The following is a 24,978-nucleotide window of genomic DNA, read 5'->3' as shown; positions in this document are numbered from 1 at the left end:
GCGCCACCTTTCCGCATTCTCTCATGCGAGAGAACGCCCTATCCGGTATTAGCATAAGTTTCCCTATGTTATCCCGGTCTTACGGGCAGGTTGCCTACGTGTTACTCACCCGTCCGCCGCTAGGGTCTTAAAGACCCTCGCTCGACTTGCATGTATTAGGCACGCCGCCAGCGTTCGTCCTGAGCCAGGATCAAACTCTCCAATAAAGTTGAAGTTGATCTAGGTCAAAACATAAAAATTGAGATTAAGCTTAAAGCTTGATTCTATCTGGTTTTCAAGGAACTAAATCTGTCGCTTTCGTAACAGCGACGTTTATTAATATAGCATATGTCAAAAATGAATTCAAGAGCAACTTTTTAGGATAATATTGCTCCTGTTTCTTAGGCATTTTGACAGGGCGACATCATAATATCATGGCTACACCCAAATAACAATATCCGAAAAAACGACAAAAGGAGCGTCTCGCATGCTACGGGTAGTCAGCTACAACATCCATAGCGGAAAAGACATTCTGTTCCGCCAACGGTTAGAACAAATTGCAGAAACAGTTGTCTCTCTCGGAGCTGATGTGATCGCTCTGCAGGAGGTGCACCAAAACAGCAGACGCGGTTATCAGCTGGATCAGCTGCTGCAATGGCTGGGATGTAATGGAGTATTTGGTCCTGCATTACGGGTTAGTGATGGTGCTTACGGAAATGCGATTCTGACACGACTGCCGATTTTGGAGCGTACAGTCAACTCTTTGCCATCTGACGGGGAGCCTCGAAGTGTGTTGAAAGTACTGCTTAATTGGAACGGCAGAGAACTTGAGGTCTGGAATACACATCTGAGCTTAGGGCGGGAAGACCGGAACCGGCAACTGGCCACACTCACAAGGGAAATCCATCAGCGGAAAAGTGATCGGCCTTTCATACTGACTGGAGATTTTAACACGACACAGCCGAGGCTTGGTGGATATTTGCAGGATTGCGCAAAAGAAAAGGAGCGACAAACGCTCCCTACGATGATCTTAATGAAAAAACGCGTTGATTTTATTTATGTCTCCGCTGATGTATCGGTGCTTGACTATGAGGTTTCGGATGCGAGATGGTCGGATCATTTTCCGATTATCGCTACACTGGGAGTGGATCGGGAAGCAGGAGCTTTTCCATAATAAAGGCTTTCAGGTCAACGAGACGCGCTGGTTTTGGGACTTGCAGGTCGCTTCCGGCCATGATCAGAGGGACGATCGAATCGATCTTATGCAAGGAACCGTGGCTTCCCCCGCCCAAATGCTGAGGCGAGCATTCCGAGACGAATTCGTAGCTGGGTGTGGCTGAGACGGCTACGACAGGGATCTCTTGGGCAAACAGTGCACCATATAGGCGGGCCATCGCATCCGGATAGTCGTCGTAATAGATGGTACCGTCGGGTTGTTGTTGGAGGTCGAGAATGCTGAAGTCCCCTTCAATGCTCCAATTGGTTTGATAGATATCGACGAACGGCCCTTCTTTTTTAAAGGAAAGCTTGGTCGGACTGCCGCCTCTTCGTACGTTAACCCACTCTTCTTCTTTCCAGGCGATCACTTCGATGTTGGGTTCTTGTACCAGGAGATCGATCAGCTTAGGTTGGACTTCCGGGTGCAATGGGTAGATGAAGCACATCCGCTCGTTGTTGCAGATAACGATTTCGTCGTCGGGTCCTGGGGTGCTGGCGAACTTATGAATTTTTAACGATGCTAACAGCTTGTCGAGATAGATGTTGTGTTCTTTGGATGTACCGATGATGGTCTGACCATGGTCGCTGACGAAAATGCAGACGTTTTTCTCGATCGCTTCGTCCCAAGAATCATAGCTATCAAGGAAACGCGCCACTTCCTTGTCCACCTGACTCAGGTGATCTACGGCCTTTGATGGGCTGCGGTGAAGCTTGTGGTCGTTGTCTGGGAGATAGATCAGGGTGAAATCCGGCTGTTGTCCGCTTTTGATCACTTCGATGAGGACATCGATTGCGTAGGCGTCATTGAGTCCATAGGAGGATACGATGCTTTGTGACCAGTTCCAGTTGATCGGACGAAAAATCTCTGGTTTGATGAGGGTTCCCATGCTGAGGATCGTGGGGCCGCTCACTTTTTCCTTGAGGCGGAAGCGGGTGGCTGCATCGAGCAGGAATGGTATCTTGGTTTCGTGCTTTTTGTGGCCGCGGTGTGCAATCACATTAATCGAACCGGAAGTATATCCCCGCTCCTCCAGCTCTTCATGAATGGTTTTGACATCTTTGCTCATGTGTCGTTCATTTAAGTCGAACAAGACGTTTTTGCCGCAGTGGTCCAGACCGAGGCTGTAGACAGGAAAAGCGCCGTTGATGTAGTTGATGATTTTTTTAGTGGACGGGTCGTACCAGACAAGACCGGGGACTTTGTGTTCGTCGGGATAGACGCCCGTGATTAAGGAACAATCGATGGAAGCCGTCATGGTCGGAAAAACGGTGACGCAATCATTTATGTACTGACCTTTTTCGATTAAGAATTGAAAGGCCGGGGCTTTCCCTTGGGTGATACATTGGTCAAGGATTTTGGGCATCATGGAATCTACAAGGAATAGGAGTACTTTTTTCATGTCCCGTCCTTCCTTTTTTGAGGGATTTTTCGATCGGGTTAGTGATGTTAGTGTTAGCTTGCAAAAATCGTTCTATGCTTGTGTATAGATTAGTACTTTTTGGCGATACTATGGATGTAGCAGTCATTGGGGTATAGCCAAGCGGTAAGGCAACGGACTTTGACTCCGTCATGCCTAGGTTCGAATCCTAGTACCCCAGCCATGTGCCTTGAAACTGTAACCAAAGATGCGATTCCCCCAATAAAAAAGTCTCCATTCTCGTGTGCGTGAGAATAGAGACTTTTTTGCCGTTCACCTATTGTTGTTTATAGGTCAGGGTATATGTGTTTTTCACCTTGGTTACGGTCACATTGGCCGGGGTATTGGTCTTGGTGAGCAAGGTGTAGCCTGTGAGCTTCTCATCGGACTTGCCGCTGAGTGTGGCGAGCGTGGCTGTACGGATATAGATGCCTTTGGCGTCGCTCTTGAACAGCGGTTCGATGAGGGGGAACTTCACTCCGTTGATCGTCACTTCATCGATGACGGCTTGGCTGATGGTATATTGTTTGGTACCAAGCGAGGACAGGGCGCGGATGACTTGGGCTACGTCGTCGGCTGCTTTGATTTCCGGTTCGAGACCTACTTTTTGTACGACGATGTGTTTTGGTGTGAAATATTGATTCACGGTAATCTTGAGTCCACCTGAGCCTGCCGGGATGGTCACTTGGGCAATTCCCTTGCCGTAGGTGTGGCTTCCCACCAGCTTGGCAATGCCGTTATCCAGAAGCGCACCAGAGAGAAGCTCGGAAGCGGACGCTGTTCCTTCATTAACAAGGATGCGGACCGGATAATTGACCGGACGGCCATTGTGAATCCAAGTCTCCACCTCTACCTTGTTGCGGTCGGTGGTGTACATGAGCAGACCGTCTTCCATGAAAAGGCTGGCGATATCATAAGCGGCATGCAGGTAGCCACCACCGTTGTCACGCAGGTCGACGACAAGACCCTTGATCGGTTGTTTGCTTTGCTCAAGCTTGTTCATCTCTTCCATGAACTGTTGGCCTGCATCGTCCCCGAACGTATCGAGCTTGATATAGCCGATGTTGCTGCCTACAAAACGTGCGCCGGTAGCTTCACGGACCTCGAGTGGCATGCGGGTCATGGTCAGTTTTTTGATCTGCTTGGTAGATGGGCGGTACATCGTCAGAGTGGACGAGGTGCCGATGGTTCCAGCCAGATACTCGTATGCCTCTTCCAAGGTCTTGCCCATCATGCTCTCGCCGTCGGCATTCATCAGGTAATCACCCGGCTTGATGTCTGCTCTTGACGCTGGTGATTTATCAACGATTTCTTTGACCATGATATTGCCGTCGTAGAGACGGAAACGGATCCCGAAGCCGACATACTCATCGTCTATGGCGTTCTGGAATTGCTTGATGTCGCGGTTATCGTAATAGTCGGTGAACGGGTCGTTGAGTGTCTTGACCATTCCGTCAACCGCCCAGGTACCCATCTTTTTATAGTCAAGTTTCTGTGCTTCCTTCCATTCTGTCAGACGATTTGACAACTCCTCGAGGGTGTCGTCAGTCTCTGGAACTTCCAGTGTGACATTCTTGACCTCTTTTACCTTGGCGCTAACTCCGGTGAGAGCGCCCTGGACGAGCTGTTTTTCAGACGGTTTGCTCAGATGATTCTCCTGCAAAAGATAATAAATCTCAAACACTTCATAGAGCGGCAACTCGTCTTCGTCATTCGGTGCTGCATAGACTGGATTGGTTGGGTTAAGCAAGAGCAGGGTCAGAGCGAGGCTGAGGCCTTTAGCTTTTTTCATTCTGCTTCCACCGCCTCTTTCGTTACAGATTCAGGAATGCTGAGGGCTGGGACTTTGCCGAAGCCGGAGTAGTCGGAACTGCCAAAGGCGCTGTAAGACGGAGCGTAGGACGAATAATAGTAAAGCTCCTCATCGTCGGAGGAATCTAACTCTTTATAGTATTCGTTCACTAACCAGACATCGCGGATGAGCTTGCCTGATTCACGGTCGATGTAGTACTTATTGATGATCGGATCGATACTGCTGATCTTACCGCCCTCGAGTGTAAGGTCTTCACTTGCTTTACTCAGGTTTTCGGCCGGGATGACCTCGGTGATGATATCGTATTTGCCAAACGATTGCTTCACCAGATAAGACTTCAAGAGTTCTTGGCGCTCTTTGGTTGTCTTTTTCATCGCCCAATCCGCTACAGCTGTAACCGTTTTGGAATCTTGTTTTTCTTTGTGCCATACGTGGTCCATGGTTGCATAGCTGCTGAAGCGGGTATCGGTCTTGTCGTCTCGGTACACTTCAAACTTGTCTAATACCAAGGAGCTTGGACGCTGAACAATACCGTTCGCATGTGAGACTTGATTTTTAGGATCAACCTCGTAGCGGACTTTGATCATCACATCATTGGTATTTTGGTTGTTGTCCATGATGTAGGATTCTTTCTTCAAATTCTCCCAGGCCTTGTCCACTTCTTCGGCGAGCGCTTTCTGCTCTTCCATGACAGCCAGCTCGTTGGCAAGCAGCTTGGTCATCGTGCTTTCTTTAGCGCCTTCGACGAGTTTTTTGGCTCCGTCGATGTTGCCTTTTTGGATTAGATAATAGGTGGCGTTGGTGAGGGCTTCATCATTATCCTGCATCGAGCTGAACAGCTTGATCGCCTCATCGGTCTGTCCCATTTCTGCTTTCAGACAAGCGATGTAGTAGTCAAGCGCTTTGCGCTGTTCAGAATCGGCTGCAAACTTCTGTGCAAACTCGCTGATTTCGTAGTGAGCTTGTTTGATGCTGTCTGGAATCACATCTTGGGCGTAGACGGCATTTTGGTAATAGCCGTTGATTAAAATGGTAATCTCGTCGGTCTTGTCGCGTCCGCTCTCGGTGTATTTACGAAGGGCCAGGCTGGAATGCTCTAACGCCTCAGCATAACTGATTTCATCATACCAGCTCATGAAATAATGGACACCTGCCTGATTCGGCAATGTCGGCCCGACTTTTTGCAGTTCATCGTAAGCTTCGTAATAGTCATAATCGTCGCCTTCGTCTTGAATCCGCTTGATCAGGTCGAGGTATTCCTGTTCTTTTTCCGTCGGCTTCTCGTAGTCACCAAACGTTACCTTAGAATCATCGACAAATGGTGTCACCGGGAAATCGTAGCCTTCGAAATCAAACAATGTAAACATTGGACGGTCTTCGAGGAAATTCTGAATGCGTTCGAGGATCACAGCGATCTCGGCGCGTTTGAGCTTGGCTTTTGGCTCACCGCCAAACCATTTCCAGTTCTGTGAGATATCCCATGCGGATTTTTGTCCACGGGTAACGGCAAAAGCTTGAAGAAGACCTGCCACCTCTTCACGGGTGATTGGTTCGTTAGGCTTCATGATTTTGCCGGGGAAAACCTGTTGCAGGGCTCCCGGTCCATAGAGACGCTCAAACAGGACATGAGTATCTAAAATCGGTTCATACATCCACGTCAGGCGGTCAACGTCGGTGTACGGAAGGTATGGTTCATCAAAGCGCTCCGTGTAATCCTCCTCGAAATAACCAGGGGATGCAGCGAAGTTTCTGATCTCATGAGCCTCATAGCTTACGAGACGGTCAAACAGGACGAAGAATTCAGCGCGGCTCATCGTTTTATCCGGGTTGAATTTCATGCTTCCTTCTTTGCCGGAACCGGAGAGCAGGCCATCCTCATAAGCTTTGATGATCGCGTCTTTTGCCCAGTGATTTTTAATGTCGGTAAACGGAAGTTCTTCTTTGGTCTCCTCTTTTTCTGCCGCCATGGCAGCGGACGGTAAAAGCAGTGAGCCAGTCAGCAGCAGTCCAAGCCATTTGTTCTTGTTTTGCACAGTACGATATGCCTCCCTAGACGAGGATTCTTCCACATTCGTCGCAGTACACGACCTCTTTGGCACGGCGCCATTCGCTGATTTTGGAGAGCGATAGAGGCATGAAACAGCCCATGCAGGACTTGTTTTTCACTTCAACGATGGGATTCTTTTTGTTTTCAGCTAATCGGTTGTAGTCAGCAAGCAGGTCGGGATCGAGTGATTGTTGAAGCTCCATCACGTCGTATTGCTTCTGTGAGATGGTGGTTTCAATCGTGAAAAAGGTATCCTGATGGTCTGCCAAAAAGCGTTCCAGCTCTTTGTTAGCCATCCACAGCTCCTGTTCCGTTAAGAGCTTCTGGATCTCTTCTTCTTGATTGGCAGGAGAAGCCAACTGGTTAAGCTTCTCCTGGATCGCATTGATTTTGTCCGTGTGAATGGCTTCTTTTCGCTTTAACTCAGCCAGCTTTTGTTGCTCACGGATAATGGACTCTTTGGTTTGGTGCCAGCGAAGAAGTTGTTTGACAGATGACATGCCAGTATCCCCCTTCGTTTTTATAAGAATTGGAACGGATCGGTATGTACACCTGAGGCAATCACTTCGGTGCTGTAGCCGTTCTCTGCAAAACGGGTGCGCAAATACTCAGCCAGCTTGGTTTTCATGATTTTCTCGATGTTGTGACCGGCGTCGATGATGTTGAGACCATCTGCTTGAGCATCGTGAGCATTGTGATAGTAGATATCCCCGGTAATCAGGACATCCGCCCCACGGAAGGAGGCTTTGCCGAGGAACGAGTTACCGTCCCCGCCTACCACTGCTACTTTTTTGATCACCTGATCCAAGGGACCTACGACTCTTAACCCTGTCAGGTCAAAGCGTTCTTTCACCAAAAGAGCCAGTTCTCGCAGGGTCATTGGATTGGGCAGCTTGCCGATGCGGCCGATTCCCAGACCTTTTCCCTGTATTTCCAACGGGTAAACGTCATAGGCGACCTCTTCATACGGGTGGGCAGCCTTCATCGCTTTGATCACAGCATTCTGCTTGGAAGCCGGGATCACGGTCTCGATGCGGACCTCTTGCACCTGCTCAATCTTGCCTGTCTCTCCGATAAAAGGCTTCGTGCCTTCTTCTGGGAGAAACGTCCCGGTACCAGAGATTTGGAAGGAGCAATGGCTGTAGTTGCCGATACAACCAGCACCTTGGTCGGTGATGGCTTGATAGACAGCATCCTTGTGGGTCTCTGGTACGAACACAACCAGCTTTTTGAGCGGGTCTGTATAGGTGACATCGAGTACATCTGTATCGATCAGACCGACAGCCTCAGCCAACCAGTCATTGATGCCGCCTTGGGCCACATCCAGATTGGTGTGGGCCGTGTAGACGGCGATATCATGCTTGATTAATTTTTCATACAGGCGGCCTGCTGATAAGTCAGTGCGTAAATGTTTAAGTGGACGAAAAATAATCGCATGGTGAGCAATTATTAAGTCTACACCCTCTGCGATTGCCTCGTCTACTACATTTTCCAGCACATCCAAGGCTATCATTACCTTTTTCACTTTTTTCTGTAACGTACCTAAATGTAAACCGATTTTATCGCCTTCATAAGCATAGCTTTTGGGAGCCAATTGCTCCACGTATTGAATGACGGTTTGGCCGTTTATAAGCATGCGAGCACTCCTTTGATCCAGTTCATCTGGGTTTTGATTTCTTCTTTACGCTCTTGGGTTTCCGGTTTGTCGGACTTCTCCATCTGGGTTAGGATTTTTTCCCATTTTTCCAGTTCGTGTTCCCATTTTTGACGCATGACGGGCTGTTTTTTCGTCCAGAGGAACGGTCCGATTGCGAGTAATTCGTCCGGGGTGCGGTCTTGGTCCTGGTAAGGGGTAAGCGGTTCACCCGGTTCGGCGACGAGGATTTCGTAGATGATGCCGTCTTCTTCGAGGATGGTCTCGTCAATCAGTTGCCAGCCATGCTGGATGAACCAACGGCGGACGACTTCTTCTCCTACGTTGGGCTGCAGGATCAGGCGGCTTACTCCACCGAGCTTATCAAGACCTGCGTCAAGAATCGAGGCAATCAGTTGACCTCCCATGCCTGCGATACAGATCACATCGGTTTCACCCGGCGTAAGCACGGCGAGCCCGTTTCCTTTGCGCACAGATGAGCGGTCTTTGGCTGCCTGCAGAGTAGCCAGTTGGCGAAGCGCGGCTTGGTATGGGCCTTCGTTGAGCTCACCGGCGATCACGAAGCTGGCGATATGGTTTACGAGTAAGTAAGAGGCCAGAAGCGCATGGTCTGAACCGATATCAGCCACGCGGGAGTCTGCCGGTACGTACTCGGCAATGGTTTTGAGTCGTTGCGAAATCAAAATAGATGATGTCATGGTCGTATTTCCCTCCGTATCAAGGCTATTTTACCATAGCTGGTTCTCGGAGGGAAAACGAAAGGCTACCGGTTCTCGACCGATAGCCTTAAAAAATAGGTGTATGTGTGGATTAGCAGCCGATTTCTCGCGCGATAACCATGCGGAGAACCTCAGAGGTACCTTCGCCGATCTCAAGCAGGCGGGCGTCACGGAAGAAACGCTCGACTTGGTATTCTTTCATGTAGCCGTAACCACCGTGGATTTGGATTGCTTGGTGGGTCGCAGCCATTGCCACTTCAGAAGCGTAGAGTTTTGCCATCGCTGCTTCTTTGGTGAATTTGCGGCCATTGTCTTTGAGCCATGCTGCTTTCATCACCATGTTACGTGCCAGTTCAATCTGCATCGCCATGTCAGCGAGCTTGAATTGGATCGCTTGGAATTTGGAGATGTTTTGACCAAAAGCTACGCGCTCATTAGCATATTGGAGTGCTTTGTCGAGAGCCGCCTGTGCGAGACCTACGCCCATAGCTGCGATCCCGATACGGCCACCGTCAAGTGTGATGAGGAATTGCCTGAAGCCCTCGCCCTCTTTACCAAGGATGTTTTCGTGCGGTACACGTACGTTGTCGATCACCAGCTCCGTGGTGTTGGAGGAATGCAGACCCAGCTTTTCGTAGTTGTCGATTACAGTGAAGCCTGGAGCATCTGTTGGAACGATGAAGGCTGTGATTCCACGGGAGCCTTTTTCCTTGTCGGTAACCGCAGTCAGCGCGAGGAATTTGGCATGGGAAGCATTGGTGATAAAGCATTTGGAGCCGTTGATGACCCACTCATCACCTTCGCGGACAGCTGTCGTGCGGGTGCCGCCTGCGTCAGAACCTGCGTTAGGCTCAGTCAGACCGAATGCTCCAAAGCTTTCACCAGAACAGACTTTGCTCAGGTATTGCAGCTTTTGCTCCTCGGTACCGAAAAGATTCAGCGGTGCGCCCCCCAGAGAGATGTGTGCAGAGTAGGTGATCCCGGTAGATGCACAAGCACGGCTCAGCTCTTCTACCACCATCGCGAAGCTGATATAGTCACCGCCGGCACCACCGTATTGCTCAGGGAATGGCAGGCCCAATAGCTCCAGCTCCGCCATTTGTTTAAAAATATCGGTTGGGAATTGCTTGGTACGGTCGCGCTCGTCTGCTTCTGGTGCTACTACCTCATCAGCAAACTCACGGATCATTTTTTTCAGCATGGTCTGTTCTTGATTCAGGTCAAAATTCATTCTGTATCCTTCCCTTCATGGTTATCTTAGGTTGAAAACGCTTACTAAATTGGCTGTGCCAGCCGTTTCGTCTATGTTGTCAGGGCAATGCTGTAAGAAACGGAAATTAATAAATGCTTATTTTTCCGACTGAGCGTTTGCTCAGTTTGGCTCTGACACTATTATACACAATTTTTTGATCATTTGTGTACTTTATTTTTTCGAATCCAATGAAAAAAGCTTCGCCATTAGAGACGAAGCCAGTGAAACCAATATCCGCGCGTGAAGAAAAACAGAATCGAGACCATGAAAACCTTGATAAAAAGTAAGAGCTGAATGATGTCACTCGGAGCCTGTTCGATATAGAGCGAAGCTAGCTCTGCTCCGAAAAAGTAAGCGACCCCGCAGAAGGCAAAGACGCCTGCCAGCTGGGTGTTGCGGCGGTTGAGCAAAAAGCCAAGGCCGACCATCAATGCAGCGAGCGGCACCCAATACAGCTCGGCTCTCCACCATGTGTAGTCGAATTCGATCCGTTTGATCATCAGCGTGGCGTACAGCATCCCAAGTCCGATGATCCCGCAATAAAGCAGGTAGCCATAGCCGAACATCAGACCGTTGACACACCAGAACAGGCAAAGGATACCGAGATAGACCAGCAGTGCCGTATCAGGCAAGAGCAATTTGTCCATGAAGAAGAACCCGCCTGCAACGAGCAACAAGCTTACTACAGCCAGCGAAACATGGCTTAAGACTGGAGCACGACGCTTGAAAAAGAATGCCATTATATAGAAGAAGAACACAATAGATGTAAAAATGGTAATTTGCATTAGGGTACTAAAACCGTTAAAATGAAAAGCAAGCAAGATCAGGGCAGCAATCACAGAGGCTCCAATTAGCCAACCCAGTATCATTTTACCCGTAATCGGATTGGTCATAGCCTGGTGAGTTGGGATTGTGTAAGCATTTCCGGCCGGCGCGTAGTTGCTGATGGTTTTACCGCTACCATTACCGCTTCCACCGCTCGCTGCGACATAATCTGCTGCGTCAACCTCCTCTGCCCGGCTGCTGTAGGCTCCCCCGTTAGATCTCGCTGGTCCTCCCCTTCCCGGACCGGCATCTGGAATCGTTTGGGCTTGTGGTTCTGGACGGAACGCCCTCTCGAAAAATCCCCGCTTAGGCTTAGACGGTCTGCTGCTTAATGCTTGTGACGGCTTCTCTTCAGGTGCGGGACTTTCTCCCTCGGTGTATAGATTTAACAGGAAGATGCAATAATGTTCAGGCAGCAGATGGTTCTTCCGCCAGTTTTGAATCTCCGATACAATAACTTTCCTGCGTTGGTCGTCCACGCAACACTTCCCCTTTCGAAAGCGAACAAAAGAAAAGCCTACGCTGCAGTGAAGCATACGTAGGCAGTCTATTACGTTATCGGCTATTCAAGGAAATCTTTTAAGCGTTTTGAGCGGGAAGGATGGCGTAATTTTCGTAGGGCCTTCGCCTCAATTTGACGAATCCGCTCACGGGTAACACCAAATACCTTACCTACCTCTTCCAACGTGCGGGTACGGCCATCATCTAGACCGAAGCGCAGACGAAGAACGTTCTCTTCACGGTCAGTCAAGGTGTCAAGTACGTCTTCAAGCTGTTCCTTGAGGAGTTCGTACGCTGCTGCATCAGATGGAGCCAATGCTTCTTGGTCCTCGATGAAGTCACCCAGATGCGAATCGTCCTCTTCCCCGATTGGAGTTTCCAAGGAAACTGGCTCTTGGGCAATTTTCATAATCTCGCGAACTTTCTCCGGTGTCAAATCCATCTTTTCTGCGATCTCTTCCGGTGCTGGCTCACGGCCAAGCTCCTGCAGAAGCTGACGGGACACGCGGATGAGTTTGTTGATGGTCTCTACCATGTGAACCGGGATACGGATCGTACGCGCTTGGTCGGCAATCGCACGGGTAATCGCTTGGCGAATCCACCAGGTAGCGTATGTGGAGAATTTGTATCCTTTACGGTAGTCAAATTTTTCAACGGCTTTAATCAAGCCCATATTTCCTTCTTGAATCAGGTCGAGGAAGAGCATTCCGCGGCCTACGTAGCGTTTCGCGATACTTACGACGAGACGCAGGTTGGCTTCAGCAAGACGGCGCTTTGCTTCTTCGTCTCCTTGTTCGATCCGTTGAGCAAGCTTGATCTCCTCTTCTGCGGAAAGCAGTGGAACCCGGCCGATCTCCTTTAAGTACATCCGTACAGGGTCATTGATTTTGATTCCAGGAGGCACGGAAAGATCGTCGAAATCAAATTCTTCGTTATCCTCTTCTTTGAGCATCATTTCATCGACGTCTTCTTCGTTTTCGTTCGAAACATCGATACCCTGATCCCCTAAGAATTCGAAGAACTCATCCATTTGATCCGAATCCTGATCGAAGCCGGACAGGCGCTCCACGATCTCCTTGTAGGTGAGCATGCCACGCTTCTTGCCTAACTCCACGAGTTGTTCCTTTACTTGTTCGACTGATGCTGATTCCATGTCTGAAGTGATGTTTTGCTTGTTCATCTACTTTCCCTCCTTCCCCGGGAATGTTTAGGATGCCTACCCTTCTTTTAAAGCATTTTCCAATTCATGAATCTTCATCCCTACCTGCGCGGCCGCTATGAGAAGTTGCATCCGCTCGCTCTCATCATCCGTGTGCTGCGCCTGTAAATTGAGATTCCGTTGGTCTTCGCGAAGTCGCTCAAGTTCCATGCGTGTTGGGTAGTTATTCACTTGTCTGATGTAGTCTTCGATTTCCTTATCGGATACGTCCTCTTTGTACTCCATCATGGCCAATCCCGAGGCTAATTGCTTACACTTTTCATCTTCCAGATAATGAATGAAGGTCCCGGCGTCTTCCGGATTTCCTTCTGCATAATAGGCGTACAAATGGGCCGCCAGCACCTCATGGTCATCCACGATAAAACTGGCATTGCAACCGATCTGTACACGCTCTGCCACATCCCGACTCCGCATCATGTAATACAGAAGCATGCGCTCTGCATTCAGATGGGCGGGAGCCAATTGTTTTGTACCCGCAAACATGCCATTATTTATACTATTATTCCTCACTGGCGTTACTTTATCCCTCTGCTCTTGACTTTTTTGTTGCTTGTACACTTTTCTCTGTTCGATCTTAAGTGCATCAAGAGAGAGGTCAAATTCATCGGCCAGCTCGCGCAGGTACATATCCCGCTCAATGGCATTGGGCAGGGTGCTGATCACTTTAAGAGCCTCGTCTACATAGCGTGCCGTATCCTGCTCATCACGAATCGCGATCTTGCCACGCAAATGCTGGAGACGAAATGCGGTGATGGGCATCGCTTGCAGTAAGACCTGCTGTGAAAATTTCTCCGCTCCATGCTGGCGGATATAATCATCGGGGTCGATCCCCTGCGGCAAGGGGGCAATGCGAACCGTACAGCCCGCTTTTTGCAAGATCTCGATCGCCTTGGCAGTCGCTTCCTGCCCGGCGAAGTCCCCGTCATAACAAAGAACCACCTGTTCCGCATTCCGTCTGATGATCTGTGCGTGCATCTCGGTAAATGCGGTGCCAAGCGTGGCAATTCCCTGATGAAAGCCTGCCTGCCAAGCAGCAATGACGTCGGCGTAGCCTTCAAACAGGATGGCCTGATTCCGCTTGCGGATGACTTGACGGGCGCGGTGAAGGTTGAAGATGGTCCGGCTCTTGTTAAACAACGGACTCTCTGGACTGTTGAGATACTTCGGGTTCGAGCCGTCGAGTGAGCGTCCACCAAAACCAATCACGTCTCCCTGTGAATCATGGATCGGAAAGATCACACGCCCACGGAAGCGGTCATAAATCCGCCCGTTCTCGCTTTGCGCCAAAATCCCAGCCTCCACCATCAGTTGAAGAGGGTATCCCCGCTTTTCCAGAAACGACTTCGTGAAATCCCACGAATCCGGGGCAAAGCCGATCTGAAACTCATCGATGGATTGGCGCGTGATGCCCCGCTTTTCTAAGTACTGCATAGCTTGAGCACCATATGGTGTGTTTGTCAAGACGTGATGATATAGTTTCGCCACGAAATTGTGGCCTTCATACATCAACTTTTTGCCCCTGCGTTCAGGTGTGTCCTCTTCGTCGCGACTGAAGCTCGGCAAGGCGATCCCCGCACGGTCGGCCAGCTTGGTTAAAGTTTCCGGAAACGTGAGCTGTTCAATCTGCATCACAAAAGAGAACACGTCTCCCCCTGCTCCACACCCGAAGCAGTGGAAGAATTGCCGATCAGCGTTGACATTAAAAGATGGGGTTTTTTCTGAATGGAATGGGCATAGCCCCACCAAGGCACGCCCACTCTTCCGCAGTTGCACGTATTCTCCGACGATGTCCACGATGTCAACCGCCGCCCGAACTTGATTTACAACTTCTGTTGAAGTGGGACTGGCCATACATGTTCCACCTTTTTTCTCATGACAGAGGATATTAAATTCGTCAAAGTTCGGCAAAATCCTTCTTCTTCTTTGCCTGCTTTTCAAGGTTCTTCTTTTACTGTTCCACAGATAGGGTTCTTATAAACTTGCTTTTATCGAAACAGATGCATAATTCCACAACTCTTATTTCGACAAATGCTGGGAAAAACCCTTCTTTTCGCTTTACAGCGTTATTTTTTCTGTTTGTTGCGTTTGATGATCTCCAGAATGATGTTGGCTGTCTCTTCGACGGCTTTGTTGGAGACATCAATCACCGGACAGCCGAGGCGCTCCATGATGGCCTTGGAATGTTGCAGCTCCAGATTGATTCGATCAATGGTCGCGTAGTTGGCTTGAGCGGTGAGACCGAGTGCTTTGAGGCGTTCGGTGCGGATTCCGTTGAGCTGTTCTGGATTGATGGTCAGACCGATGCATTTTTCCGGTGGGAGCAGGAACAATTCTTCCGGTGGCTCCACTTCCGGTACGAGAGGCACGTTGGCAACCTTGAGACGTTTGTTGGCGAGGTACATGGACAGCGGAGTTTTGCTGGTACGCGATACACCGATGAGAACCACGTCGGCGCGCAACAGACCTCGCGGGTCACGTCCATCGTCGTATTTGACCGCGAACTCGATGGCGTCTACTTTGCGGAAATACTCTTCGTCCAGACGGCGCACCAGTCCCGGTTTGCCGCGTGGCTCCACCTTGAAGATGTTTTGCAGGGTGGATAACAGCGGGCTCATCACGTCGACGATTGGAACGTTGGCTTTGGCAGCGCGCTCGAGTATGTATGTTTTGAGTTCAGGGATAACCAGTGTGAAGACGATCAGCGCCTTGGATTCTTTGGCGGACTGGATGATTTCATCGATGGAATCTTTATCTTCAATGTACGGATACTTGTGAATGTCGATCAGGTTGTGGTCAAACTGGCTGGCCACCGCGCGGATCACCAGTTCAGCGGTTTCCCCGATGGAGTCCGAGACGACATAGACGATCTGTCCTTGTTGGTTTGTGTGCATACAGTACTCCTCCTAAACAGTCGGATCGTTGCCTAACTCGACAAACGCTTTGGTAATGGTTGTCTTGGTTATCCGTCCGAGCAGTTCCATATTCCGCCCCTCTTCTAATGGCCGTACGACTGGCAGAGAATCAATCGCAAAATCGATCAGCTTCTGAGCGGCTTGATACAGGGTTTCTTCTGGCGTACAGGTGACAATATTGGGCATACGCGTCATGATGATGCTGACTGGCATCGTCTCCAATGCCTGGTTGCCAAGCGATGCACGCAGTAAATCCTTGCGCGATACAACCCCGGCTAAAAAGCCTTTGGCATTGACGATAAACAGTGTGCCCACATCCTCCAAAAACAGGGTGACAATCGCATCATACACAGAGGAGGACTCTGGGACGACGATCGGCATGGCTTTGTAATCATTGACGATGAGCTTGTGCAGATTCTCGCTCATCATCGAATGGGCTGGGCGTCCCGCATAAAAATAACCGACACGGGGGCGGGCATCCAGAAAACCGGACATGGTGAGGATAGACAAATCGGGTCGAAGGGTTGCACGGGTCAGATTAAGTCGTTCGGCGATCTGCTCGCCTGTAATCGGACCATCATCCTTGACGATTTGTAATATTTGCTCTTGGCGCTTGGTAAGTTCGATGACGGATCACCACCGATTCAGTGAGATTACTATTTCCTAGTATTACTCTATTTCTTGACATATTCCTGCATGATTCTCGAAAAGTTTTGATTGTACACAAAAATTATGGGTTACAGACAAAAAAGCACCTCTGTGGTTGTGACAGTGGCGCCAAAATGCGTTAGAAGGCCAATATGTATCATAAGAATATACCAAGGAGCGGTATCACCGAGATGATCAGGCAGTCGGCCCGGGTGGAGTAAGACGCTCCACCTGTTCCAAAAACGAACGGGTCTTGAGCCGTAAATCAAGATGCTCGTCCATGAAACGATGCAGGATAAACCGAAGCTGATTCCTTGTTGAATCCTTCACCTCAATATCTCCCAAGCGCTCTAGATCAAACATCTGAAACAGGCGAAGGAGCTTCCATGTGCCTGGAGTCACCGAAACGGCATAGGGGTCTGTCAAGGTGCAGGCCGGACAAAGCAATCCCCCCTGCGTAATGCTTACCACATAGGGTTCACGCTCAGCTCCGCAGGACGTACAGGAATGCAGGTGCGGGCGAATCCCGGCTACGATCAGCATTTTAGATTCAAAAATACGGCAGAGAATTTCGGGATCTCTGCCTTCATCAATATAGCGGTATAAGAGAAGCAGCATTTCGAACAAGTACGGATTGCGCTCTTGATCACCGGTCAGGCGGTCAAGCAGTTCAGCTATGTACGCAGCGTAGGCTGTTTTCACCAGGTCCTGACGCAGTTCTTTAAAAGACTCGGCGATATCCCCTTGGGACAAGTCGGGCATTCCCGTTCCTGCCCCCTTCTTACAGAGGTAATAGCCGTGCGTAAAAAGTTGTGACACGGCGGCCAGGCGACTCTTAGGCTTTTTGGCGCCGCGAGCCATAATCCCAACCTTGCCGTGTTCTCTTGTGTAAAGTGTCACCACTTTACTGCTTTCACCGTAGTTCACACTACGGATAACAAGACCTTCCCATTTTACAAGCATGTGTTAGATTCACCCAATTTCATTTGGGCGTCATCGAGTTCCTCCTCGTCCATACTCTGGCACTCAGGATGCTCCCGATAAAGAAGGTAGGCGTGGATGTCACCCGTTGAAGCGAAATAACTCCAAGAAAAGTTGCGAAGCATGATGCATCATCCTTTCCTATTACGGAAATCCACTTCCTTATATAGAATCTTCTTTCGCCCTATGTTCTATGCTATGGAAAAAATGGTTAATGATTTTATGGTATGTGCTCCGAGAGGAGCGGCTGTTCAATCTGTTCGCCTTCTTGAAGCCCCACAAGGGGGATTGGACTGTCCGCTTCGCAAGTAAAAAGAACTCAGCCCGTGGCAAAAAGGTTCGAAGAAGCTTATCAAACGAAGGGGTTTGCCCCTGGGTAGGTTCGAAGAAGCAGTGACGTTCTTTTTACTTACTACGCTGGGGAGGGCTTCAAAGAGGCTTACAGCTTGAACAGCCGCTCCTCTCTAGGCCAACCAAGATAGTGGGAGAGGGAATGAATGAAAGCTTTTGTAATCTTCCTGAGATACTTTCAAACTATTCCCTTTCTTCCAAACGCAAGCGTGGCTGGGGAGGAGACGGGCATTGGGAGCAGACCCTTTTGACCATCCCACCCAGCGGAGAAAGGGGCATGGGGAAACGCTTTTAGGGGCTATAGTCTAACTTCTTGAAATACCCAGATGTCCCCTCTCATCGGGGGATCGAAACATTTTGCCCCGTTCCCCATGCTCCTTTCGGAGCGGGCAGTCTTTTCATCCTTCCGGATGGTCAATGGGGGATGATACCGATGCCCGGCTCTTCCCCCACTCCACGACTGCGTATAACCCCCCGCCTCTACTCCTCGTCAAAATAACCGAAGTTACGGAGCATACGGTCTTGGTTACGCCAGTCTTTTTTCACTTTGACCCAGATCTCCATGAAGATCTTCTCTCCTAGCAGGCGCTCACAATCGAGGCGGGCCCGGCGGCTGATTTCTTTGAGCATTGATCCTTGTTTTCCGATCAGGATCCCTTTTTGCGAGTCGCGTTCAACATAGATGGCTGCGTAGATGTAGAGTGTTTTGCCGTTTTCGCCGCGTTTCATTTCCTCGACGGTAACTGCGATGGAGTGCGGTACTTCCTCGTGAGTCAGGTGCAGGACTTTTTCACGGATCAGTTCTGCGACGATGAAGCGCTCAGGGTTGTCTGTCACTTGGTCGGCCGGGTAGAACATCGGGCCTTCTTCCATCTCATTATAGATCGATTCAACAAGGGACTCCGTGTTGTTGCCTTCAAGGGCGGATACAGGGACGATGTGTTTGAAATCAAGGCGCTTGCGGTAATCGTCGATGAGCGGGAGCAGTTCTTCCGGGTGAACTTTGTCGATCTTGTTAAGCACCAAAAAGACTGGTGTTTTGATCTGTTTGAGACGTTCCACGATATATTCTTCGCCTGGACCGCGCTTTTCGGAGGCGTCGATGACGAACAGAACGAGATCGACCTCGTTGAGCGTGGTTTCAGCGGCACTAACCATGTAGTCGCCCAAACGGGATTTTGGTTTGTGGATACCAGGCGTGTCGATAAAGATGACCTGACCCTTTTCCGTCGTGTGAACGGCACGGATTTTGTTGCGGGTCGTCTGTGGTTTGTTGGACATGATGGCAATTTTTTGGCCCACGATATGATTGAGCAGTGTCGATTTCCCTACGTTAGGCAAGCCGACGATGGCGACGAAGCCGGATTTGAACGGGGCTTTTTGTTTCGTTTTATCCAAGAAGATCCTCCTTTGTAAAAGCGCCCGGTAAGAGGGCTGCTACGGTTGTTTCGGTGACGTCTCCGTTGAGATTGGATAGCAGGACTTTCATGTTAGGCGGGCACAGCTCAGCCATCACTTGACGGCAGGCACCGCATGGCGGAACTGGCTTGACTGTATCGGCAACAACAGCAATCGCGGCATATTCGCGGTCGCCTTCGGAATAAGCTTTGAACAACGCGGTTCGCTCCGCGCAATTACATAGCGGGTAAGCGGCATTTTCGATGTTGCCACCCAGCCAGACTTTTCCCGAAGCGCTCAAAAGTGCCGCTCCGACTGGAAATTTGGAGTACGGCACATAGGCGAGATCTCTCGCCTCAACCGCTTTTTGAATCAACTCTTGATCCTTCATGGTTTCAACCCTCTTTTCTCATGATGCCCTTCTGTTTCGATCAGGGCCTTCTGTTTGGGTGGAACGACGCCACCTGAGATGATGAAGCGCAGTCCCTCCTCGACCGGCATATCCAGAAACCGGACTTCGTCGCGGGATACGATGGTCGTCCAGCCATTGGTAGGATTGGGTGATTTGGGCAAAAAGATATTGACAAACTCTTTGTCCTGATCGGCCAGCATGTCCCCCTGTGAATCACCGGTGATAAAGCCGACAGCGTACATTCCTTTGCGCGGGTATTCGATCAGCACCACCTGTTTGAAGGTAGTGTTTTCGTGGACAAATGCCTGGGAGACCTGCTGCACGGTCGAATAGACACCGCGGGCGACCGGAATGAAGGTGAAGACACGTTCCACACCGGTAAACACATACCGTCCCACTGTAGTACGGGCCAATCCGCCGATCAAAAGCAGGATGATCACAACCAGCAGGATGCCGACGACCGGTACCCGCCCATGAAACGGGATGCCAATAAACCAGACAAGTCCATGATGCTCTGTGGCTAGTCCGGTTGAAATCAAAAGTTCCGTGAACCATCGGCCAACAAATCGGTCAACGATTCCAAACACAAGCGAAATCAGGTACACAGTGACAAATAACGGTAATAACACCATAAAGCCGACGAACAAGGCAGAGCGCATACGCGTGAAGAGGTTCACCGACTGTCACTCCTTCATCCGATGATTGCTTTTAGTTTTACCAGGAGGGGCGGTCCGAAAACAGCCAGTCCGATGATGACGGACGAAAAAGCGGCGATCAGCACCGCACCGGCCGCGCAGTCCTTGGCAATCTTGGCGAGCGGGTGGAACTCTTCCGTAACCAGATCCACCACGGCTTCTATCGCAGTATTCACCACTTCTAACACCATGACCAGCGTAACAATAAAAAAGACCAGCAAAACATCTCCACGCGAAATTTGGAGCCACCACGCGCAAAAGAGCGCAAGAATGGCAACAACGACGTGGATTTGCATGTTTCGCTGTGTCTTCAAGGTATGTACAATTCCCGCGCTGGCATAGCCTACGCTTCGCACAAAACGTTGCCATTCTTTCAAGCAAAATTCCCCTACCTGGTCAGGCCGATTTTTTGCAGGATCTCTTCTTGCAGTCCAAACATCTCTTTTTCTTCTTCGGCTGTGCCGTGATCATAACCGATCAGATGCAAAAAGCCGTGGACGGTGAGAAAGCCCAGCTCGCGTTCAAACGAGTGACCGTACTCCTCTGCCTGCTCCTTGCACTTCGGAATCGAGATGATGATATCGCCGAGCATATTCGGAAACTCATCGAAATCCTCTTCCGCGACGAAGATTTCCATTTCCCCTTCGCCTGCTTCATTCATCGCAAAAGAAAGAACGTCGGTCGGGCGGTCGACCCCGCGATAATCGCGGTTGAGCTCGTGGATGCGCTCATTGTCCACCAGCGTGACGACCACCTCGCCCTTGACGTTTTCCGCTTCGGCTGCTGCTTGCAAAGAAGTCTCGATCAGGGCGAGCGCTTCGTCACTGATCGCTTCGTTTTGTTCGTTCAAAATTTCAATGGTGAGCAATGTCTTGTCCCTCATCTTTTATTTCGTATTTGATCCGTCTTTTGGTCCTTCTTCCTTGGCATAAGCATTGATGATCTTCTGCACAAGGCTGTGACGGACAACATCAGATTCTTGGAAGTGGATAAACTGGATATCCGGAATGTTGGCGAGAATACGGTTGGCTTCGCGCAGACCGGACTGCTTGCCCCGTGGCAGGTCCACCTGTGTCACGTCACCCGTAATGACCATCTTGGAGCCAAAACCAAGGCGTGTCAAGAACATTTTCATCTGTTCAGGCGTGGTGTTCTGCGCTTCGTCGAGGATGATAAAGCAATCCTCTAAGGTTCGTCCGCGCATATAGGCAAGCGGCGCCACTTCAATTAGGTTGCGCTCCATCATCTTGGTCACCTGTTCCATGCCAAGCATATCGTAGAGAGCGTCATAGAGCGGACGCAGGTAAGGGTCTACCTTCTCCTGCAAGTCACCTGGCAGAAAGCCGAGGTTTTCGCCTGCTTCTACAGCGGGACGGGTAAGCACGATGCGTTTGACGCGGCCGTTTTTCAGCGCGCCGACAGCCATCACGACAGCCAGATAGGTCTTCCCTGTACCGGCCGGGCCGATCCCAAACACAATATCATTACGCTTAATAGCCGAGAGGTAATGGCGTTGCCCGAGCGTCTTCGCACGGATCGATTTACCGCGGTGTGTGCGTGCCACCTCTTCGTCGTAGAGGTGCAGCAGTTCTTCTGCTGCTCCCTTTCTGGAGAGCTGCATCGCGTAAGACACATCGCGCTCAGACAAGGTGATGCCTCTGCGGATTAAGGAGAGCAACGTGTTGAAGAGACCTGCGATCCGGTCCACTTCTTCTGAATCCCCGCTGATGGCAATCTCGCCACCACGTGTAATGATTCTTGCATCTGTTTTTTGCTCAATCTGTTTTAAGTACGTATCGTGAGGACCAAACAGCAGCAAGGCCTCTGATGCGTCGGCAAACTGGATTGTGACGGTGACTTCCTCTCTTACTGTCAAACGGCTTCCATCTCCTTACGGTTCAATTCGATTTAGTCGCATCCGGCTTGTCTGGCGCAGGTATGTTGACAATCGGCTGCTCCATCGCAATATCCTCGATGACGGCATAATGAATACTTAAGGTAACTTTACCATTCTCTTCTTTCACGTGCAAAACTTTTTCTTCCTTGATTGTCGCATCTTTACCCGCCCGTTTCAATATATCCTGCTGGGCAAACTTGCGGGCGGTGTCAGTCGCCTCATCACGGGTCACACTCTTCACCTGCGGGGACATCTCGTGAATCGTCTCGGTCTTCCATCCAAGCGGCGATGTAATACCGAACAGGGACGGCTGGATGCGGCGCTCGCTTGTTTCTGCTTTCTTATAGACTTCCGCTTTGAAAGGCCACAAATGCACGGCGTAGTCACCTGCGATCAAATATTGATGGTTGACCGAAGCGCCGGTGTAGATGTAGCGGGTCTGCTTGAGCGGTACGGATACGTTGGAGACGTACCAGACCTCCCCTTTTACCTTGCCTCCCGCAGAGACCATCGAGGTGCGCTGCATCTCTTCGTTGCCGATGATACCAGAGATCAGCACCTGTCCTTTGTTCACAAATTGATTGACCTTAACCATAGTTTTCCCAGAATCGGCGAAAATACTGTGGATGACGGCCTTCTTCCTGGCAACAATGTTTTTGGGGCCTTGTGCCGGTTTTTTGACGCCCTCCTCTTTTTCCACCACCTGCACGATCGCGCGGGTTCCTTCGATCTCCACTCCGACCCAGGAGGCTTCCGGCAGATGGGTCAGCATCTCGCGCTGAATGACCATCGGTTCCTTGAGATTCATCTTGAAGGCGCCGCGCTTGAGTCCCACTTTTTCGGCTGCCTGCTTCACTTCATATTCGGAGATCATATGCGTCCCCTGGACATCGACCTTCCAGATCACCGAGGAGAGCATGTACAATCCAATCAAAAACGCAAAAATCCCAATGGCAAATCCCGCCCGGTTGCGGACCCGAATCAGCCAAAAAGGCAGCCCCTCGCGCCGCTCGACATGGGCGCGACAGCCTGTCTGCCTCAGGAGCGGACGCAGACGAAAGTAGTCGCTGATCAGAATATCAAGGCGCCCTACCTCCTCTTGTACACGCACAATATTCCAAATATGGATGCCTTCACGAACGGCCAAATTAATCAGCCGTTCGAAGCGCTTCCCCCGGATGGTGACCGTGATGTGTCCCTCGATCCATTCCTTCAGCATATTCCGCATCTCTTGTCTCCCCCTTGGCCTTCATCCCTGTACTTTTTAGGTTATTGATCCACGAATTTGACTCCAGAAACCCTTCCCTCTAACAGCACTTCTTCTTTCAAAATGGCACGAATCACCAATTGCTCGCCGGAGACGATCAACTGGCCTTTGGTTAACAAGAGGCGAAGTTCTTTTTCACTGAAGCTTAGCACCCCTCGGTGATTTTCTATGTACATTTGCAAGTGTCCAATCATAGTGATACGCGGGACTTCTAACACCACATCTTGTGGCAGATCAAGTACGCCTACAGCTAATCGGTGCAGTCGGCGGCTCCAACGCTTCATGGGTAAGCCCCCTTTCTTCTATAACCTTATGCAGATAGGGGCTTCAAACATGACGGGATAAAAAAGAAAGCTTGCTTCATCGTATGCGCCGATTGCACAAACCATGAAACAAGCTTTCTTTTTTTGGCGGACAAGTTCTTGTCGCACCTACCTCATTCGTATCATATTCTAATGACAAATATGATTTTTATAAAAGGAGCTGGCACGCTTGGTATACACAGGGCTATCCGCCAAAATCAGTGACCATGTGATCAAACGCCCGCCCGTTGAGATGCATTACCCCGTCATCACTGGTCTTCCCAATCAAAATGCTGAACGTTCCATCAATCAGACGATCCGGCAATACGCGGAGATGATCGCTGGGCAGCAGACGGACCCGAACCTGCGTTATTTTAAAGGAACGTACAATATCCCGATGAATCAGCGTGGGATTCTGAGCATCGTGTTCACCACGGACAGCTACTCTGGCGGTGCTCATGGCATCCAGCATAAGTATTCGCTCAATTTTGATTTGCAGGGTGGCGGGATGTTTAGTCTGTTTGATCTGTTTGCGCCCAATACCAATTGGAAAGGACGGATTAATGATTACATCCGCCGCCAGATCCAAGCGCAACAGGTGCCGATGCTCAGGCCTTTTGGTGGCATAAAAGATGAGCAGCCGTTTTACCTGACCACGAATGGGTTAGGGATTTATTTTCAACTGTATGAGTATACGCCGTATGCGTATGGGTTTTTGGTTTTTGTGATTCCCTACACCTTGTTCAAGGGGTTGGTCGATCCGAACGGGCCGCTGATGCGGTTGATGAGATAGAAAAAACCTGAGACGGGTGCTCAGGTTTTTTTGTTGGTGAAAAGCGGGTCAGGTGGTAAAGATGTCGCGTAACGGAATCATAAAACCGTCGAAGATCGTCACGGGCAAATCATCCTGCGCAAAGTATACAGTTGGAGTGCCATATAACCCATTTTTTTGCCTTTCGAGAACTTGGACAAACTGATTCACCGGATCAATGATCCAATAAACGGGCACCCCGAATTTTTCATACAGTTGGCGCTTCGTGATCAGATCCACCTTGGCCGTCGATGGGGAGAGGATCTCTACGAGTAAGTCAGGAGAGCCTAAGCAGCCTTTGGCATCCAGTTTATTCGGGTCACAGATGATCGTGATATCCGGCTGTACGACGGTAGTGCTGTTCGCCTCCGACTCCCCCTCCTGAACCAGCCGCACGTCAAACGGTGCTGCAAACACGCTGCATGTCTTTCCCTTCAGATATTGATAAAAAGCGGATGACAGGCTCATCGAAATCTGCTGATGAACCGTGGATGGGGAAGGGGTCATGCTATGAGGAACTCCCTCAAAAAGCTCCCATCGGGTATCTCCCGTCCAACTCAGATAATCTTGATAGGTATACCGTTGATTCGGTCTGTGATGTGGAATACTCATCGTTCCTCACCTCTTCGCTCCATTATATCTGACCACTTGGGACATTA

At 50.0% G+C, this 24,978-nt stretch carries 25 protein-coding genes, 1 tRNA gene and 1 rRNA gene; 3 read left to right on the top strand and 24 right to left on the bottom strand.

Annotated features, from left to right (window positions below):
- Window positions 1-206, bottom strand: a 16S ribosomal RNA gene (locus FGI41_RS12610); the annotation flags it as partial.
- Between the two features lie 260 nt (window positions 207-466).
- Between FGI41_RS12610 and FGI41_RS12605 the strand changes: the two genes are divergently transcribed.
- Window positions 467-1,153: an endonuclease/exonuclease/phosphatase family protein gene (locus FGI41_RS12605; RefSeq protein WP_139490498.1), complete on the top strand. Its 687-nt coding sequence runs from the start codon at window positions 467-469 to the stop codon at window positions 1,151-1,153.
- On the opposite strand, the gene FGI41_RS12600 is transcribed toward FGI41_RS12605, so the two are convergent.
- Window positions 1,113-2,597 (bottom strand): alkaline phosphatase family protein, encoded by a 1,485-nt coding sequence (locus FGI41_RS12600; protein ID WP_139490497.1) that lies wholly within the window; start codon window positions 2,595-2,597, stop codon window positions 1,113-1,115. The two genes, FGI41_RS12605 and FGI41_RS12600, sit on opposite strands and share 41 nt — an antisense overlap.
- A 127-nt stretch (window positions 2,598-2,724) precedes the next feature.
- Between FGI41_RS12600 and FGI41_RS12595 the strand changes: the two genes are divergently transcribed.
- Window positions 2,725-2,799: transfer RNA gene (locus FGI41_RS12595), tRNA-Gln, on the top strand.
- 93 nt (window positions 2,800-2,892) lie between these two features.
- Here FGI41_RS12595 and FGI41_RS12590 read toward each other — a convergent pair.
- The 21 genes from FGI41_RS12590 to yqfC form a co-directional block, all read right to left on the bottom strand.
- On the bottom strand, window positions 2,893-4,407 hold the full coding sequence (locus FGI41_RS12590) for a S41 family peptidase (RefSeq protein WP_139490496.1): 1,515 nt from the start codon (window positions 4,405-4,407) through the stop codon (window positions 2,893-2,895).
- Window positions 4,404-6,461, bottom strand: a complete 2,058-nt coding sequence (locus tag FGI41_RS12585; RefSeq protein WP_139490495.1) for an S-layer homology domain-containing protein — start codon at window positions 6,459-6,461, stop codon at window positions 4,404-4,406. Before FGI41_RS12585 ends, FGI41_RS12590 begins: the two co-directional genes overlap by 4 nt.
- A 16-nt stretch (window positions 6,462-6,477) precedes the next feature.
- Window positions 6,478-6,975 carry a zinc ribbon domain-containing protein gene (locus FGI41_RS12580; protein ID WP_139490494.1) on the bottom strand — a complete coding sequence of 166 codons (498 nt, stop codon included), beginning with the start codon at window positions 6,973-6,975 and terminating at the stop codon, window positions 6,478-6,480.
- 20 nt (window positions 6,976-6,995) lie between these two features.
- Window positions 6,996-8,111 (bottom strand): Nif3-like dinuclear metal center hexameric protein, encoded by a 1,116-nt coding sequence (locus FGI41_RS12575; protein ID WP_139490493.1) that lies wholly within the window; start codon window positions 8,109-8,111, stop codon window positions 6,996-6,998.
- Window positions 8,102-8,827, bottom strand: a complete 726-nt coding sequence (locus FGI41_RS12570) for a tRNA (adenine(22)-N(1))-methyltransferase (RefSeq protein ID WP_139490492.1) — start codon at window positions 8,825-8,827, stop codon at window positions 8,102-8,104. Before FGI41_RS12570 ends, FGI41_RS12575 begins: the two co-directional genes overlap by 10 nt.
- A gap of 112 nt (window positions 8,828-8,939) precedes the next feature.
- Window positions 8,940-10,079 carry an acyl-CoA dehydrogenase gene (locus FGI41_RS12565; protein ID WP_139490491.1) on the bottom strand — a complete coding sequence of 380 codons (1,140 nt, stop codon included), beginning with the start codon at window positions 10,077-10,079 and terminating at the stop codon, window positions 8,940-8,942.
- 227 nt (window positions 10,080-10,306) lie between these two features.
- Window positions 10,307-11,404 (bottom strand): hypothetical protein, encoded by a 1,098-nt coding sequence (locus FGI41_RS12560; RefSeq protein ID WP_139490490.1) that lies wholly within the window; start codon window positions 11,402-11,404, stop codon window positions 10,307-10,309.
- Between the two features lie 83 nt (window positions 11,405-11,487).
- Window positions 11,488-12,606, bottom strand: coding sequence for an RNA polymerase sigma factor RpoD (gene rpoD, locus FGI41_RS12555; RefSeq protein WP_139490489.1), 1,119 nt, complete (start codon window positions 12,604-12,606; stop codon window positions 11,488-11,490).
- Window positions 12,607-12,642: 36 nt separating this feature from the next.
- Entirely contained in the window at window positions 12,643-14,496 is a 1,854-nt protein-coding gene (gene dnaG / locus FGI41_RS12550) for a DNA primase (protein WP_139490488.1), read from the bottom strand.
- A gap of 212 nt (window positions 14,497-14,708) precedes the next feature.
- Window positions 14,709-15,536, bottom strand: a complete 828-nt coding sequence (locus FGI41_RS12545; RefSeq protein WP_139490487.1) for a pyruvate, water dikinase regulatory protein — start codon at window positions 15,534-15,536, stop codon at window positions 14,709-14,711.
- A 12-nt stretch (window positions 15,537-15,548) separates the two neighbouring features.
- The gene (ccpN, locus tag FGI41_RS12540; protein WP_139490486.1) at window positions 15,549-16,184 is read right to left on the bottom strand and encodes a transcriptional regulator CcpN; all 636 of its coding nucleotides are present in this window, start codon (window positions 16,182-16,184) and stop codon (window positions 15,549-15,551) included.
- 216 nt (window positions 16,185-16,400) lie between these two features.
- Window positions 16,401-17,168 carry a DNA repair protein RecO gene (gene recO, locus FGI41_RS12535; RefSeq protein ID WP_139490485.1) on the bottom strand — a complete coding sequence of 256 codons (768 nt, stop codon included), beginning with the start codon at window positions 17,166-17,168 and terminating at the stop codon, window positions 16,401-16,403.
- A complete protein-coding gene (locus tag FGI41_RS12530; protein WP_139490484.1) occupies window positions 17,159-17,311 on the bottom strand; it encodes a YqzL family protein in 153 nt (50 codons plus the stop codon). Before FGI41_RS12530 ends, recO begins: the two co-directional genes overlap by 10 nt.
- Before the next feature lie 706 nt (window positions 17,312-18,017).
- A complete protein-coding gene (gene era / locus FGI41_RS12525) occupies window positions 18,018-18,935 on the bottom strand; it encodes a GTPase Era (protein WP_139490483.1) in 918 nt (305 codons plus the stop codon).
- A complete protein-coding gene (locus tag FGI41_RS12520; RefSeq protein WP_139490482.1) occupies window positions 18,928-19,326 on the bottom strand; it encodes a cytidine deaminase in 399 nt (132 codons plus the stop codon). The genes era and FGI41_RS12520 overlap by 8 nt, the downstream gene beginning before the upstream one ends.
- Entirely contained in the window at window positions 19,323-20,024 is a 702-nt protein-coding gene (locus FGI41_RS12515; protein ID WP_255298444.1) for a DUF502 domain-containing protein, read from the bottom strand. The genes FGI41_RS12520 and FGI41_RS12515 overlap by 4 nt, the downstream gene beginning before the upstream one ends.
- Window positions 20,025-20,038: 14 nt before the next feature.
- The gene (locus FGI41_RS12510) at window positions 20,039-20,419 is read right to left on the bottom strand and encodes a diacylglycerol kinase family protein (protein WP_139490481.1); all 381 of its coding nucleotides are present in this window, start codon (window positions 20,417-20,419) and stop codon (window positions 20,039-20,041) included.
- A gap of 11 nt (window positions 20,420-20,430) precedes the next feature.
- Entirely contained in the window at window positions 20,431-20,910 is a 480-nt protein-coding gene (ybeY, locus tag FGI41_RS12505) for an rRNA maturation RNase YbeY (protein WP_139490480.1), read from the bottom strand.
- Window positions 20,911-20,928: 18 nt separating this feature from the next.
- On the bottom strand, window positions 20,929-21,918 hold the full coding sequence (locus tag FGI41_RS12500; protein WP_139490479.1) for a PhoH family protein: 990 nt from the start codon (window positions 21,916-21,918) through the stop codon (window positions 20,929-20,931).
- Between the two features lie 22 nt (window positions 21,919-21,940).
- The gene (gene yqfD / locus FGI41_RS12495; protein ID WP_139490478.1) at window positions 21,941-23,167 is read right to left on the bottom strand and encodes a sporulation protein YqfD; all 1,227 of its coding nucleotides are present in this window, start codon (window positions 23,165-23,167) and stop codon (window positions 21,941-21,943) included.
- 41 nt (window positions 23,168-23,208) lie between these two features.
- Complete coding sequence (gene yqfC / locus FGI41_RS12490) at window positions 23,209-23,490, bottom strand: sporulation protein YqfC (RefSeq protein ID WP_139490477.1); 282 nt, start codon at window positions 23,488-23,490, stop codon at window positions 23,209-23,211.
- A 208-nt stretch (window positions 23,491-23,698) separates the two neighbouring features.
- Between yqfC and FGI41_RS12485 the strand changes: the two genes are divergently transcribed.
- Window positions 23,699-24,301, top strand: coding sequence for a DUF3298 and DUF4163 domain-containing protein (locus FGI41_RS12485; protein WP_139490476.1), 603 nt, complete (start codon window positions 23,699-23,701; stop codon window positions 24,299-24,301).
- Window positions 24,302-24,349: 48 nt separating this feature from the next.
- Here FGI41_RS12485 and FGI41_RS12480 read toward each other — a convergent pair whose 3' ends face one another.
- Window positions 24,350-24,931: a Uma2 family endonuclease gene (locus FGI41_RS12480; RefSeq protein WP_139490475.1), complete on the bottom strand. Its 582-nt coding sequence runs from the start codon at window positions 24,929-24,931 to the stop codon at window positions 24,350-24,352.
- Between the last annotated feature and the right edge of the window lie 47 nt (window positions 24,932-24,978).

The organism is Brevibacillus dissolubilis (assembly GCF_006170445.1).
Classification (GTDB): Bacteria; Bacillota; Bacilli; order Brevibacillales; family Brevibacillaceae; genus Brevibacillus_B; species Brevibacillus_B dissolubilis.
Note: the sequence above shows the minus strand (reverse complement) of the source record. Positions and strands in the feature narration are given on the sequence as shown.